The sequence below is a fragment of the Paracidovorax citrulli genome (genome assembly GCF_900100305.1).
Classification (GTDB): Bacteria; Pseudomonadota; Gammaproteobacteria; order Burkholderiales; family Burkholderiaceae_C; genus Paracidovorax; species Paracidovorax citrulli.
Genome location: NZ_FNEY01000005.1, coordinates 121,360 through 135,306, shown reverse-complemented (window position 1 = coordinate 135,306; position 13,947 = coordinate 121,360). Strand labels below are relative to the sequence as shown.

Annotated in this window: 13 protein-coding genes; 4 read left to right on the top strand and 9 right to left on the bottom strand. The window is 68.5% G+C overall.

Going from position 1 to position 13,947, the window contains the following annotated elements; all coding sequences use genetic code 11:
• Positions 1-17 precede the first annotated feature (17 nt).
• The 6 genes from BLR99_RS05260 to BLR99_RS05235 form a co-directional block, all read right to left on the bottom strand.
• Positions 18-716 carry a response regulator gene (locus BLR99_RS05260; RefSeq protein ID WP_011794633.1) on the bottom strand — a complete coding sequence of 233 codons (699 nt, stop codon included), beginning with the start codon at positions 714-716 and terminating at the stop codon, positions 18-20.
• On the bottom strand, positions 706-2,289 hold the full coding sequence (locus BLR99_RS05255) for an ATP-binding protein (RefSeq protein ID WP_011794634.1): 1,584 nt from the start codon (positions 2,287-2,289) through the stop codon (positions 706-708). The genes BLR99_RS05260 and BLR99_RS05255 overlap by 11 nt, the downstream gene beginning before the upstream one ends.
• Before the next feature lie 139 nt (positions 2,290-2,428).
• On the bottom strand, positions 2,429-3,472 hold the full coding sequence (gene proX / locus BLR99_RS05250) for a glycine betaine/L-proline ABC transporter substrate-binding protein ProX (protein WP_011794635.1): 1,044 nt from the start codon (positions 3,470-3,472) through the stop codon (positions 2,429-2,431).
• Positions 3,473-3,501: 29 nt separating this feature from the next.
• Positions 3,502-4,857 carry a glycine betaine/L-proline ABC transporter permease ProW gene (gene proW / locus BLR99_RS05245; RefSeq protein WP_011794636.1) on the bottom strand — a complete coding sequence of 452 codons (1,356 nt, stop codon included), beginning with the start codon at positions 4,855-4,857 and terminating at the stop codon, positions 3,502-3,504.
• Entirely contained in the window at positions 4,854-6,125 is a 1,272-nt protein-coding gene (gene proV, locus BLR99_RS05240) for a glycine betaine/L-proline ABC transporter ATP-binding protein ProV (RefSeq protein ID WP_011794637.1), read from the bottom strand. Before proV ends, proW begins: the two co-directional genes overlap by 4 nt.
• 531 nt (positions 6,126-6,656) lie before the next feature.
• Complete coding sequence (locus BLR99_RS05235) at positions 6,657-7,268, bottom strand: TIGR00645 family protein (protein ID WP_011794638.1); 612 nt, start codon at positions 7,266-7,268, stop codon at positions 6,657-6,659.
• Between the two features lie 265 nt (positions 7,269-7,533).
• On the opposite strand from BLR99_RS05235, the gene acs reads away from it, so the two are divergent.
• Entirely contained in the window at positions 7,534-9,528 is a 1,995-nt protein-coding gene (gene acs / locus BLR99_RS05230; RefSeq protein WP_011794639.1) for an acetate--CoA ligase, read from the top strand.
• Positions 9,529-9,672: 144 nt separating this feature from the next.
• The gene (locus tag BLR99_RS05225) at positions 9,673-10,137 is read left to right on the top strand and encodes a hypothetical protein (protein ID WP_011794640.1); all 465 of its coding nucleotides are present in this window, start codon (positions 9,673-9,675) and stop codon (positions 10,135-10,137) included.
• 104 nt (positions 10,138-10,241) lie between these two features.
• Here BLR99_RS05225 and BLR99_RS23375 read toward each other — a convergent pair whose 3' ends face one another.
• The 3 genes from BLR99_RS23375 to BLR99_RS05210 all read right to left on the bottom strand — a co-directional run bounded on the left by BLR99_RS23375 (position 10,242) and on the right by BLR99_RS05210 (position 11,582).
• Positions 10,242-10,583 (bottom strand): STY0301 family protein, encoded by a 342-nt coding sequence (locus tag BLR99_RS23375; protein WP_011794641.1) that lies wholly within the window; start codon positions 10,581-10,583, stop codon positions 10,242-10,244.
• Positions 10,570-11,007 carry a BPSL0067 family protein gene (locus BLR99_RS05215; RefSeq protein WP_011794642.1) on the bottom strand — a complete coding sequence of 146 codons (438 nt, stop codon included), beginning with the start codon at positions 11,005-11,007 and terminating at the stop codon, positions 10,570-10,572. Before BLR99_RS05215 ends, BLR99_RS23375 begins: the two co-directional genes overlap by 14 nt.
• 269 nt (positions 11,008-11,276) lie before the next feature.
• Complete coding sequence (locus tag BLR99_RS05210; RefSeq protein ID WP_011794643.1) at positions 11,277-11,582, bottom strand: c-type cytochrome; 306 nt, start codon at positions 11,580-11,582, stop codon at positions 11,277-11,279.
• Between the two features lie 119 nt (positions 11,583-11,701).
• On the opposite strand from BLR99_RS05210, the gene BLR99_RS05205 reads away from it, so the two are divergent.
• Positions 11,702-11,944 carry a TIGR04438 family Trp-rich protein gene (locus BLR99_RS05205; RefSeq protein ID WP_011794644.1) on the top strand — a complete coding sequence of 81 codons (243 nt, stop codon included), beginning with the start codon at positions 11,702-11,704 and terminating at the stop codon, positions 11,942-11,944.
• 134 nt (positions 11,945-12,078) lie between these two features.
• Entirely contained in the window at positions 12,079-13,938 is a 1,860-nt protein-coding gene (gene ilvD / locus BLR99_RS05200; RefSeq protein WP_011794645.1) for a dihydroxy-acid dehydratase, read from the top strand.
• Positions 13,939-13,947 lie beyond the last annotated feature (9 nt).

The window sequence follows — 13,947 nt, the reverse complement described above, 5'->3', positions numbered from 1 at the left end:
TGCGCGACGCGCGGCCGTCACTCCGTGGGCGGCTCCAGCGAGAAACCCACGCCGTAGACCGAGCGGATCCATTCGTGGTCGCTGCCGTCGGCAGCGCGCAGCTTGCGGCGCAGGTTCTTGATGTGGCTGTCGATCGCGCGTTCGTTCACGTCGAGCGTGTCGTCGTATGCCATGTCGAGCAGCTGTGCGCGCGAGAAGATCCGGCCGCTGTGGCTCGCCAGGGCCTGCAGCAGGCGGAACTCGCGCGGCGTGAGCGAAACGGGGGTGCCACGCAGATGGACCTGCCAGAACGCCTCGTCGAGCACCAGCGGCGCGTCCTGCGCGGCCGGTGACGGATGGGCCGTGCTGCGGCGCAGCACCGTGCGCACCCGCGCGACGACCTCGCGGGGCGAAAAAGGCTTGCAGATGTAGTCGTCGGCGCCCAGTTCCAGCCCGATGAGCCGGTCCACCTCCTCCACGCGCGCCGTGAGCATGATGATGGGGCGGTCGGTGTGCCGGCGTGCCTGCCGGAGCACTTCGAGTCCGTCCACGCCGGGCAGCATGATGTCGAGCAGGGTGAGGTCGGGCGGCGTGGGCCCGGTGAGGCGGGCGAGGGCGGCCGGGCCCTCGGCCAGGTGTTCGGCCTCGAAGCCGGAATGCCGCAGGTAGTCCAGAACGACGTCCGCGATGTCGGGCTCGTCCTCCACCACCAGAATGCGTTGGGGGTCATCGGTCATGGATGGGGGTCTCCAGCAAGGGCAGGGTGAGAAGAATGCGCAGGCCGCCCAGCGGCGAGGCCTCGGCCGTGATCCGTCCGCCGTGCGCCTGCACGATGGCCCGGCAGATGGCCAGCCCCAGGCCGGAGCCGCCGGTGTCGCCCGCGGCGCGGGTGCGGGAGGCTTCGGCACGGTAGAGCCGGTCGAACACACGCGGCAGCTCCGGTGCGGGGACGCCGGGGGCCGTATCGTCCCATTGCAGCACGAGCCAGGCACCATCGCCCGCCTTGCGTTCGGTGTGCGCGGCGATGCAGAGCCTGCCGCCCGTTTCGGTGTAGCGCAGGCTGTTTTCCAGCAGGTTGAGGTACACGCGGTGCAGTTGCGCCGGGTCGCCCCGCACCACCGGGGGCGGGTGGCTGCCCGCGCAGGCGTCCACGGCGGACATGTCCAGGGCGATGCCGGCGTTGTCGAAGCGCGCCTGCATCGAGGCGACGGCCTCCGACAGCAGGGGCAGCGGCTGCACGGGCTCCGGCGCCGAGGGCGTGGCGTCGCCCGCGGCGTCGAGGCTCGCGCGCAGGTCTCCCACCAGCTGGATCAGCCGCATCACCTGCCGGTGCAGGCGCAGCGCCGTCCTGTCGTCGAAGGTGCGCACGCCATCCTGCACGGCCTCGATTTCCGCGCGCATGGCCGCCAGGGGCGTGCGGAGTTCGTGCGCCACGTCGCCGATCCACTGGCGGCGCGAGGCTTCCATGTTCGCGAGCTGCTCCGCCATGTCGTTGAACGTGGAGGCGAGCCGGGCCAGTTCGTCGTCGCCCTGCACCGGCACGCGCGTGTCCAGCCGTCCGCCGGCCACCCGGCGCGCGGCGTGGACCAGCGCGCCGATGGGGGCCAGCCAGCGCCGGGCCAGCCACCAGGACAGCCAGAGCGCGAGGATCAGGCCCGCGGCGCCCGTCCAGGCGACGAACACCAGTTGCTGGCGCAGGAAGGCCTGGTCCGCCTCGGTTTCCACGTTCAGTGGCGGCAGCAGCACGAGCTGGCCGATGGCTTCGCCGCGGGGGCCGCGCAGCACGCGCCGGGCCGTGCCCTGCACCGGCTGGACGCCGGCGACCAGCTGGCGGTCGCCGTCGATCAGCCCCAGGCGGACCGACAGCGCGTGCTGGTTGGGATCGGGAGAGGAGGGGGCTTTACCGGACGGCGTCCCGGCGGAGGCCGGGGGGGTGCCATCGCCGAACGCATAGGCATCCACGTCGCACGTCGCGGGTGCGTTCCGTGCGCCCTGTGGCGCCGCGCCGCCGGGTGGCAGGGCGGGTCGGGTGGGCCCGAAGGTCGCCCGGGGCAGGGCAACGCCGGGCTTGTGCATCTGGCGCCACAGCTCGGGCTGCGTGCGCAGGGTCTGCCAGCCGCCGTGCAGCACATAGACGCGTTCCAGCCGCCCTGCGAGCCAGTCCAGCCGGCCGAGTTCGATCTCTGCGATGTAGGGGCCCAGCCCCCGCTGCAGTCCCAGGCGGGAGAACCCCACGAACAGTGCCAGCAACACGGCCAGCAGGACGCTGAGCGCGAGGAAGGCTTTGCTCTGCAGGGTCAGTCGTGGCATCTGTTCGGGCTGCGTGGTCCAGGGGTGCCGGCGGGCGCGGGGCCGGCCGGGCGTCCGTGTTCCTCGAGTATGGATGGGTTCGACTGTGCCCACCGAATCAGGAGAAAAAGTGGACGCCGGCTCTCCGCCGCCCCCCGCCTCAGTGGTCGGCCGCCGTCGCCTGCGCGATCCAGCCGTCGAAGGTCTTCTGGTGCGCCCGGATCCAGCCGTCCACGTGGCGCTCGATGTCGGCCTGCCGGTTCTGCCCCTTCTGCATGGCGAGGTTCTGCGCGTTGATGTCGGCCACCGGCAACTGCATCACTTCGAACAGCTTCGCCGCTGCCGGGTTCTTCTCGGTGAAGGCCTTGTTCGCCACGATCTTCTGCACGTTCGGCACGAAGCCGTAGTTCTTGCCGTCCGGCAGCTTCGTGTCGATGCCGGCCTGCTCGCCCGGAAGAGAGGAGCGGGGCACCTGCAGCCATACCACGTCCCGGCCCGGGCGCAGCACGCCGCTCACCCAGTAGGGCGTCCAGGTGTAGTAGAGGATGGGCTTGCCCTGCTTGTAGCGCGCGATGGTGTCTGCCATCAGCGCCGCGTAGCTGCCCTGCACGTGCGTGACCGTGCGCGACAGGCCGAAGTCCTTGAGCTGGTGCTCGATGACCGCCTCGCAGCCCCAGCCCGGATTGCAGCCCGTGAGGTCGGCGCGCCCGTCGCCGTTGGCGTCGAACAGCTTCGCGAGCTTCGGGTCCTTGAGCTGGTCGATGTGGGTGATCTGGTACTGCTCCGCGGTCTTGCGGTCGATCAGGTAGCCCTGCACCGCGTTGGGCGAATACGCCCCCTTGCGCCAGAGCTTCGCGTCGCCGCCGGCGTTCTTGTAGAAGTCGGCATGTAGCGGATCCCAGTGGTCGGCGATGAAGGTGGCGTCGCCGTTGGCGACCGCGAGATGGGCCGTGGCGTACTCGATTTCCTTGATGGGCTGCACCTCGTAGCCGAGCTTTTGCAGTGCACGGGACACCAGCAGCGTCTGGAAGGTTTCCTCGGCATTGGAGCTTTGCAGCGGCTGCACGGAAATGCCCTTGCCGGGCAGGGACTGGGCGCCGGCGGGCAGCGCGGCCAGGGCGAGGGCGACGGCGCAGGCGGCAGCGCGGGCGAAGGCCGGCACGCCCGCCGGAACGGGAAAAGAGCGTTGGAAAGTGATGTGCATAGGGAGAAGTGGTTCCTGGATGGGGGGCGTCAGCGGGCGGCTCCCGCCAGCGTGGGCTCTTCCGCGGCGGACAGGGCGGGGGCGGGTTCCGCGGCGGCGGTGCGGCCGCGGGGGGCTTGCCCGGGAGCCGGGCGGAGTGCGGCGAAGGCGGCCACCACCAGGCCTGCGGGGCCGGTCTGCCACCAGTGGCGCGCGCCGCGCCGCGGCTGGCCCATGGCTTGCGTCAGTCGGTCCAGCGTGATCGCGAGCAGCACGATGCCCAGTCCGCCCACGGTGGCCAGGCCCATGTCCAGCCGGCCGATGCCGCGCAGCACCATCTGGCCCAGGCCGCCCACGGCGATCATCGAGGCGATCACCACCATCGAGAGCGACAGCATCAGGGCCTGGTTGATACCGGCCATGATCGACGGCATGGCCAGCGGCAGCTGCACTTTCCAGAGCATCTGCAGCGGCGAGGCACCGTAGGCGCGGGCGGCTTCCACCAGGTCGGGGCGCACCTGCCGCAGGCCCAGGTTGGTCAGGCGCACCAGCGGCGGCAGCGCGAACACGATGGTCACGACCACGCCCGGCACGTTGCCGATGCCGAAGAGCATCACCACCGGCACGAGGTACACGAAGGCCGGAGTGGTCTGCATGGCATCGAGCGCCGGGCGCAGCAGGCGCTGTGCCCGGTCGCTGCTGGCCAGCAGGATGCCCAGGGGCAGTCCCAGCACCAGGCAGAACGCCAGCGAGGTGAGCACGAGCGAGAGCGTCACCATCGCCTCCTGCCAGATGCCCAGCATCGCCACCAGCAGCAGCGAGACCACCGCGCCCAGGGCGAGCGCGCGGCCCGCGAACTGCCATGCCAGAAGGCCCACGACGGCGACCATGCCCAGCGTGGGAAGGCCGGTGAGCACCGACTGCACGCCGGCGAGCGTGGCGTCCACCGGTGCGCGCACGGCCTGGAATGCGGGCCGGAAGTGCTCCACCGTCCAGGTCAGGCCCTGGTTGATCCAATGTTCCACCGGAAGCGATCCGTCCCAGAGCTGGGAAAGGTGCAGGCCGCCCGCGGCCTGCGAGGGATCGCCCGCGCCGCCCGGGGCGCCGTGGGCCAGCGTGCCGCTGACGGCGGTTGGGTCGGGCGCGGCGTTCAGCCAGTCCGCGCCGCCGGCATCGGAGCCGGTGGCCGAAGAGGCGGCCCAGGGGTCTGCCGCGGGTGCGGCGGGGGGCGTGCCGGTGGCAGGGGTCGCCTGCGTGCCGAACGAAGCCACGGCGGCGGGGCCGTCGCCTGCTGCCGCCCAGGGGTTGGCGTCGGGCGCCGGAGCGGGATGGGCCTGGGCCACCTGGGTGGCCTGGAGGGCGCCGGTGCCCGTGGAGGTGGAAGGAGGCGTCGGGGTGGCGTTCATGCGTGGCTCCTTGCGGGTTCGGATGCGGCGGGGTGGGGCGCGGACGCGGGGGGCATCGTCGGCGGCACGGGTGGGGTATCGCGGTCCAGGAAGCGCAGCAGCGTGGTCTTGCTGACCACGCCCCGGAAACGGCCGTCGGGATCCACCACCGGCAGGGCGCAGGGGGCCTGCGCGACCTGGCCGAACAGGTCGGCCACGGGTGCATCGGCCGGGACCGTGCTCACCTCCGGGATGAAGGCATGCTGCAGCCCCAGCGGACCCGAGTGGCCCTGCAGTGCGGCCCGCAGCGAGTCGGCGGAGACGGTGCCCAGGTACCGCTGCGCGGGCGTGACCACGTAGGCGAAGTTGTCGTCATGCCCTTCGATGAGCTGCAGCGCGGGGCGGCAGCCCCGGTCCGTGTGTTCGCGCACCACGGTCAGCCGCTTGCGCGCGATGTCGCCGGCCTTGAACACGGCGGCCGCGTCCACGCCGCGCACGAAATTGCGCACGTAGTCGTTGGCCGGATTGCGCAGGATCTCATCGGGCGTGCCGACCTGCACCACATGGCCGTCCTTCATGATGGCGATGCGGTCGCCGATGCGCATGGCCTCGTCGAGATCGTGCGAGATGAAGACGATGGTGCGGCGGCGGATCTGCTGCAGCCGCAGCAGTTCGCTCTGCATCTCGGTACGGATGATGGGGTCGAGCGCCGAGAAGGCCTCGTCCATCAGCAGGATGGACGGATCGGACGCCAGCGCGCGGGCCAGCCCCACGCGCTGCTGCATGCCGCCGGAGAGTTCGTCCGGATAGCTCTGGGCCCAGGCGCCGAGCCCCACCTGCTCCAGCGCGGCGGCGGCCTGCTGCTCCCGCTCCGCGCGGGCCACGCCCGCCAGTTCCAGGCCGAACGCGGTGTTGTCGAGCACCGTCATGTGGGGCATCAGGGCGAACGACTGGAACACCATGCTGATGTCCTTGCGGCGCAGCGCCCGCAGAGCGCGGTCCGGCAGCACGTTGATGTCGGTGCCCTCGACCAGGATGCGGCCCGCGGTGGGCTCGATGAGGCGGTTGAGCATGCGCACCAGCGTGGATTTGCCGGAGCCCGACAGGCCCATGACGACGAAGATTTCGCCGGCCTCGATGGTGAAGGTGGCGTCGAAGACGCCGATGGATTGGCCGGTGCGCTCCAGGATCTCCTGCTTGCTGCAGCCCTGGCGCACGAGTTCGAGCGCGTCGGCCGGCGCGTCGCCGAATACCTTGAATACATGGTCGATGGTGATTTGCTTGGCCACGTCGTGGGTCCTCCCTCGGTCGGAACGGGTTGAACGAACACGCCCGGCGGCGATCCTGGGGACAGGAACGCCTTCCGGGCACGGGGCCGGTCGATCGGCTGCAACCTGATGCGGCGGCCCCGCGCGGCGCCGCTGCGAAGCATGCGCCGGCGTTGCCGGAAAAAAGATGGGCTCGGAGACTCGGCCCGGGTTTGGCCCGCATGGCACGCGAGAGCGCTGCGCAAGGGCGGGGGGCGCGCGGCGGAGAGGTCGGGGCTGCGAGGACTCCGCCGGCGCCCCGTGGGGCATCAGGGCCGGGAACCGGCCGTGGCGCCGGCGGGCCGCAGGCGAGGCTGCGGCGGCGCCGACTCGATGATCCAGGCCCCGCTGCCCCCCGGACAGGAGGTTGGGACCGGATTACCTGCATTGCAGGTGGTAAAACACCCACAAAGTGTAAGCATTCGGTGTTTTTGAGTCAAAACACCGGGTTTTAAGGATGTGTTATTCGCGAGCGCGACCGTGGCGCGGTCCCGCCGTGTGCGCGAAAGATGTTCAATGCTTTTCGTGCGAGACGTGCAGCAGTCGGTCGGTGTAGGCGATGGCGATCGCGCTGGCCAGGAAAACCACGTGGATGATCGTCTGCCACATCAGCACCTTGGTGTCGTAGTTGGCCGCGTTGATGAAGGTCTTGAGCAGGTGGATCGAGCTGATGCCGATGATCGACAGGCCCAGCTTGACCTTCAGCACCGATGCGTTGACGTGGCCCAGCCATTCCGGCTGGTCGGGGTGGGTGTGCAGGTTGAGCCGGCTCACGAAGGTCTCGTAGCCGCCCACGATCACCATGATGAGCAGGTTGGAGATCATCACCACGTCGATGAGCGCCAGCACCACGAGCATGATCACCGTTTCGTTGAGGGCGGTGACCTCCACGCCGGGCTTGTAGCCGATGCTCGTGACCAGCGCCTGCAGCGCCGTCGGGTTGCCGAAGGCGGCTTCGACGAGGTGCCACAGCTCCACCAGGAAATGCCATACGTACACGCCCTGGGCGACGATGAGCCCCAGGTACAGGGGCAACTGCAGCCAGCGGCTCGCGAAGATGAGCGAGGCGAGCGGGCTCAGGGCAGGGCCCTGCGGGCGCGGGGCGGAGTCTTTGGGGAAGGCCATATCGGTGGGAAAAGGGTGGTGAAAACCGGGGAGCGGGAGGATCGCGGCGGGATTCTAGGGCCTGCCGTCGGGCCGGCGGTCGGTGGGGCTGCTGCCCTGCCCGGGCGGGTGGAGGCGCCGGCCGCGACGCCGTGCCGGGAGTAGCATGTGGGCCGCGCCGGCGGCGGGCTGCGGCCGCATGCGGGCATGCGTCAGTGGCATGTAAGTGGGCCCCCTGAAAGTACGGCGAAAACCTGTTCCAACGATTCCCAGGAGACACAAGCAAATGAGTGCGTCATCGTCCACGATCGAATCCGTGCTGGTGGAAAACCGCGTGTTCCCCCCGCCCGCCGCCTGCGAGCAAGCCGCCCGCGTGTCCGGCATGGCCGGCTACGAGGCCCTGTGCTCCGAGGCCGAGCGTGATTTCGAGGGCTTCTGGGCGCGCCTGGCGCGCGAGAACGTGCAGTGGACCAGGCCCTTCACCCGCACGCTCGACGAGTCCAACGCCCCGTTCTTCCAGTGGTTCGCCGACGGCGAGCTGAACGCCAGCGCCAACTGCCTGGACCGCCACATCGGCACGCCGGTCGAGAACAAGACCGCGATCGTCTTCGAGGCCGACGACGGGGCCGTGACGAAGGTCACCTACAGGGAACTGCTGGAGCGCGTGGGCCGCTTCGCCAACGCCCTCCAGGCCGAGGGCGTGAAGAAGGGCGACCGCGTGCTGATCTACATGCCCATGACCATCGAGGGCGTGGTGGCCATGCAGGCCTGCGCGCGCATCGGCGCCACCCACAGCGTGGTGTTCGGCGGCTTCTCGGCCAAGGCGCTGCAGGAGCGCATCATCGACGCGGGCGCGGTGGCCGTGATCACCGCCAACTACCAGATGCGCGGCGGCAAGGAGTTGCCGCTGAAGGCCATCGTGGACGAAGGCATCGCCATGGGCGGCTGCGAGTCGATCCGCAGCATCCTCGTCTTCCAGCGCACGCCCACGGCCTGCAACATGGTGGCGGGCCGCGACAAGACCTTCGATGAAGCGCTGGCCGGCCAGGGGGCCGAGTGCGCCCCCGTGCCCGTGGGCGCGGAGCACCCGCTCTTCATCCTCTACACCAGCGGTTCGACCGGCAAGCCCAAGGGCGTGCAGCATTCCACCGGCGGCTACCTGCTGTGGGCCAGGCTCACGATGGACTGGACTTTCGACCTCAAGCCCGAGGACGTGTTCTGGTGCACGGCCGACATCGGCTGGATCACCGGCCACACCTACGTGGCGTACGGCCCGCTCGCCGCCGGCGCCACGCAGGTCGTGTTCGAGGGCGTGCCCACCTACCCGGACGCCGGCCGCTTCTGGCAGATGATCGAGCGCCACAAGGTCTCGATCTTCTACACCGCGCCCACGGCCATCCGCTCCCTCATCAAGGCGGCCGATTCGGACGAGAAGGTGCATCCGAAGAACTGGGACCTCTCGAGCCTGCGCATCCTGGGCAGCGTGGGCGAACCCATCAATCCGGAGGCCTGGATGTGGTACCACCGGAACGTGGGCGGCGAGCGCTGCCCCATCGTGGACACCTTCTGGCAGACCGAAACCGGCGGCCATGTCATCACCCCGCTGCCGGGTGCCACGCCGCTGGTGCCGGGCTCCTGCACGCTGCCGCTGCCCGGCATCACCGCCGCCATCGTCGATGAATCCGGCAACGACATCCCCAACGGCACGGGCGGGATCCTGGTCATCAAGCGCCCCTGGCCCAGCATGATCCGCACCATCTGGAACGATCCGGAGCGCTTCAAGAAGAGCTACTTCCCCGAAGAGCTCAAGGGCTACTACCTGGCGGGCGACGGCGCGGTGCGCTCGGCCGACCGTGGCTACTTCCGCATCACCGGCCGCATCGACGACGTGCTGAACGTCTCGGGCCACCGCATGGGCACGATGGAGATCGAATCGGCCCTGGTCGCCAAGACCGACCTCGTGGCCGAGGCCGCCGTGGTGGGCCGCCCCGACGACCTGACCGGCGAGGCCATCTGCGCCTTCGTCGTCTTGAAGCGACCGCGCCCCACCGGCGACGAGGCCAAAGCGATCGCCAAGGAACTGCGCGACTGGGTGGCCAGGGAGATCGGCCCGATCGCCAAGCCGAAGGACATCCGCTTCGGCGACAACCTGCCCAAGACCCGCAGCGGCAAGATCATGCGCCGCCTGCTGCGCTCCATCGCCAAGGGGGAGGCGATCACGCAGGACACCAGCACGCTTGAGAATCCGGCGATCCTGGATCAGCTGGCCCAGGCCAACTGATCCGGGGACTGGCGCATCCTGTAGGACGGAATCTGTTTCGCCGGCCCCGCGCCGGCGGGACGGCCATGGCCGGGTTACAACCGGGTGCCAACGCCGCCGCGGCCCTCGCGGCGCGGCGCCCGACACCCTTTCCGGAGAACAACCATGGCCTTCCGATCCATCGTCATCCTGCTCATCGTCGCGGCGATTGCCGTGCTCGCCGCGCTCAACTGGACCACCCTGGCCACGCCCTCGGCGATTTCGCTCGGCTTCACATCCTTTCAGGCACCGCTCGGCCTGCTGATGCTGGGGCTTACCGTGCTGCTGGGCGTTTTCTTCATCGCCTACGTGCTGTCGCTGCAGGGCTCCGTGCTGCTGGAAACCCGCCGCCATGCCAAGGAACTCCAGGCCCAGCGCGAACTGGCCGACCGGGCCGAGGCATCGCGCTTCACCGAACTGCGGGCGTTTCTGGAGTCGCAGCATCAGCAGGGCCAGGCCGCGCTGCTGGCGCGCATCGATGCGCTGGAGTCGCATGTCGCAGCCCGGGCGCAGGAATCCGACAATGCCACGGCGGCGTATGTGGGCCAGTTGGAAGACCAGTTGCGCACGCGCCGCGATCCGGTGCTGTGAGCAAAGTCCTTATCGTCGGAAAAAGCCCTTGGGCATGCAGGGATCGCCAAAGGGCTGTGGCCGTTGCTGCCGAGCTTGAAATAAAAGGCGGCCAGCGTACGCGTTCATTTGCAAGTTACTCGAAGGACATTCTTTGCATTGATGGAATAGCTGCACTGCTCTACACGGCTCGCCAGCTTGACATCATGCGTTTGCTTGTCCGCGTACTTGCAGCGCATGGTAACGAACCGGCCCTCATCGTAGATGTAGCCGAGAACCCAGTGGCCGTATCGCTTCTTCGCCACGTCAGGTTCAAGAGTCGCGAGACCCGATGGTTCTCCATCGAATACATCGACGTAGCGAAGTGGCTGATTCTGTCGAATGGGGCAGACTGGAGGCGCCGCCAGCACGGTACTGCAGCCAATGAGGCAAAGTAGAAGAGCGGCAATTCGCTTACTCAATGACATAAAAGTTGTTCCCATTGTTTGAGTTGCCATGGGCGCCCCATCGGAGAACTCTTGGGCCGACAGCTTTAGGGCTTGGCGGAGTAACGTATTGATCGTATACCTTGATGCCGGCGGCATCCTGGCTCACGTAGATGGCTGCGTGGCCTTCATAGTGGCCCGAGGCATTGAATGTGGCGATGGCGGTGCCGGGCGCTATGCTTTGATTGTCTTTGACTTGAGCACCTTTGCGCCATTGGGTGGTGCCTGGCAGAGATGGACAAACCTTTTTGACGTAAGAGACGCACTGGCCACAGAAATTCGGTCCCCCGGTCTTGTTGGTCGGTGGAACTTCTCCAAACGGCTGAAGATTCGACGTCGGGGCGCATGTCCACTTTCCTACGGGTGCTGCCGAGTTGTTTTTGTAGTTTAAAGATACATAGGGCATAAATCCTCCGGCTTTTTTAGTGCGTACTGCGATTGGCCTTGTTGCGCCAATCTCGTTGAACAGCGCCACCACCATGTCGTGTCAGCTCAGCCGTCCGCGGAGCTGCACCCGCTCCATCAACTGACGCTGGGAACGGATGCTGTAGAACACCTGCAGCCGCATCGCCCGCACCAGCTTTCCCGATGCAATGCCCGGCATGGAATGGGAGGAGGTTGCGACTCGGGTTGTCCGCGGGCGAAGGGGTATTTCAGCAGCCTGTCCGGCCTGCGTTACTTGAGCGACAGCACCCAGGCCGCCAGTTTCTTCGCATCGGCCTCGTTCACCTGGGAGTTGGCCGGCATGGGCACCGGACCCCACACGCCGGAGCCGCCCTTCATGATCTTGGCGGCCAGCTTGTCCACGGCGTCCTTCTGGCCGGCGTACTTGGCCGCCACGTCCTTGTAGGAAGGGCCCACGAGCTTCTTGTCCACGGCATGGCAGGCCATGCAGTTCTTGGCCGTGGCCAGGGCCTGGTCGGCGAGGGCCGGCGCGGCAGCGGAGAAGGCCAGCAGGAGGAGGGGGAGCGTGCGCTTCATGGGGTGCTTTCGTGTGGGTTAGTATCCGGCTCAATGAAATTGTAGTGGGCGGGGTTGACGTGCCGTGCAGGCCTTTCCGATGCCCGGACCGCGCCATCCCTTCCGGAGTTGCCACCATCATGTATACCCTGGGTCTCGGAATCCTGCTGGTCGTGCTCAAGTATCTGGAAATCGGCCCGGTCGCCCAGTGGAGCTGGTGGTGGGTGCTGTCGCCGTTCGCCGTCACCGCGGCCTGGTGGGCCTGGGCCGACGCCACCGGCTACACCAAGCGCCGCGCCATGGAAAAGATCGAACGGCGCCGCCAGGACCGCATCAACAGGCACAAGGAAGCCATGGGCGTGAAGCCGCGCAGGCCACGGTGATCGGCCAAGGGGCCGCCCACCCGCGCGCCTGCCGCCGGGCCGCGATAGTCGTGCCGCCCGGCGGGGGAAGGCACTGGAGGATAATTCCGCGTCGCCGAGCGACCGCCCCTCCAACCGCTTTCCCCTGATCCACGATGCCCGCATACCGTTCCAAGACCTCCACCGCCGGACGCAACATGGCCGGTGCCCGCTCCCTGTGGCGCGCCACCGGCATGAAGGACGAAGACTTCAGCAAGCCGATCATCGCGGTGGTGAACTCGTTCACCCAGTTCGTGCCCGGCCACGTCCACCTGAAGGACCTGGGCCAGCTCGTGGCCCGCGAGATCGAGGCGGCCGGCGGTGTCGCCAAGGAGTTCAACACCATCGCGGTGGATGACGGCATCGCGATGGGCCACGACGGCATGCTGTATTCGCTGCCCAGCCGCGACATCATCGCGGACTCGGTCGAGTACATGGTGAACGCGCACTGCGCCGACGCCATGGTCTGCATCTCCAACTGCGACAAGATCACGCCCGGCATGCTGATGGCCGCGATGCGCCTGAACATCCCCGTGGTGTTCGTCTCCGGCGGCCCCATGGAGGCCGGCAAGACGCGCCTGGCCAACCCCGTCACCAAGACCATCGAGTTCAAGAAGCTCGACCTGGTGGACGCGATGGTGATCGCCGCCGACGACAAGTATTCCGACGCCGACGTGGCCGAGGTGGAGCGCTCCGCCTGCCCCACCTGCGGTTCGTGCTCGGGCATGTTCACCGCCAATTCCATGAACTGCCTGACCGAGGCGCTGGGCCTGTCCCTGCCCGGCAACGGCACGGTGGTGGCCACGCACGCCGACCGCGAGCAGCTCTTCAAGCGCGCCGGCCGCCGCATCGTGGAACTGGCCCGCCGGTACTACGAGCAGGACGACGAGCGGGTTCTGCCGCGCTCGGTGGGCTTCAAGGCCTTCGAGAACGCGATGACGCTGGACATCGCGATGGGCGGCTCCACCAACACCATCCTGCACCTGCTGGCCATCGCCCAGGAGGCCGGCATCGACTTCACCATGGCCGACATCGACCGCCTGTCGCGCGTGGTGCCGCAGCTGTGCAAGGTGGCGCCCAACACCAACAAGTACCACATCGAGGACGTGCACCGCGCCGGGGGCATCATGGCCATCCTGGGCGAACTGGACCGCGCGGGCCGCCTGCACACCGATGCGCCCACCGTGCACGCCCCCACGCTGGGCGACGCGCTCGCGCAGTGGGACATCACCCGCACGCAGGACGAGGCCGTGCGCCATTTCTACATGGCGGGCCCGGCCGGCATCCCGACGCAGGTGGCGTTCAGCCAGAACACGCGCTGGCCCAGCCTGGACCTGGACCGCGCCGAGGGCTGCATCCGCTCCGTCGAGCATGCCTTCTCGAAGGAAGGGGGCCTGGCCGTGCTGCGCGGCAACATCGCGCTGGATGGCTGCGTTGTCAAGACGGCCGGCGTGGACGAATCCATCCACGTGTTCGAGGGCACGGCCCACGTGACCGAATCGCAGGACGAGGCGGTGGAGAACATCCTGGCCGACAAGGTCAAGGCCGGCGACATCGTCATCGTGCGCTACGAAGGCCCCAAGGGCGGCCCCGGCATGCAGGAAATGCTCTACCCGACCAGCTACATCAAATCCAAGGGCCTGGGCAAGGCCTGCGCGCTGCTGACCGACGGGCGCTTCTCGGGCGGCACCTCGGGCCTTTCGATCGGCCACTGCTCGCCCGAGGCGGCGGCCGGCGGCGCGATCGGCCTGGTGCAGAACGGCGACCGCATCCGCATCGACATCCCCAATCGCACGATCGACGTGCTGGTGTCCGACGAGGAACTGGCCCGCCGCCGCGCCGAGCAGGATGCCAAGGGCTGGAAGCCCGCGAAGCCGCGCCCGCGCAAGGTGTCGGCGGCGCTCAAGGCCTATGCCAAGCTGGTGATGTCGGCCGACAAGGGCGCGGTGCGCGACCTGTCGCTGCTGGACGACTGACCGCGCGGG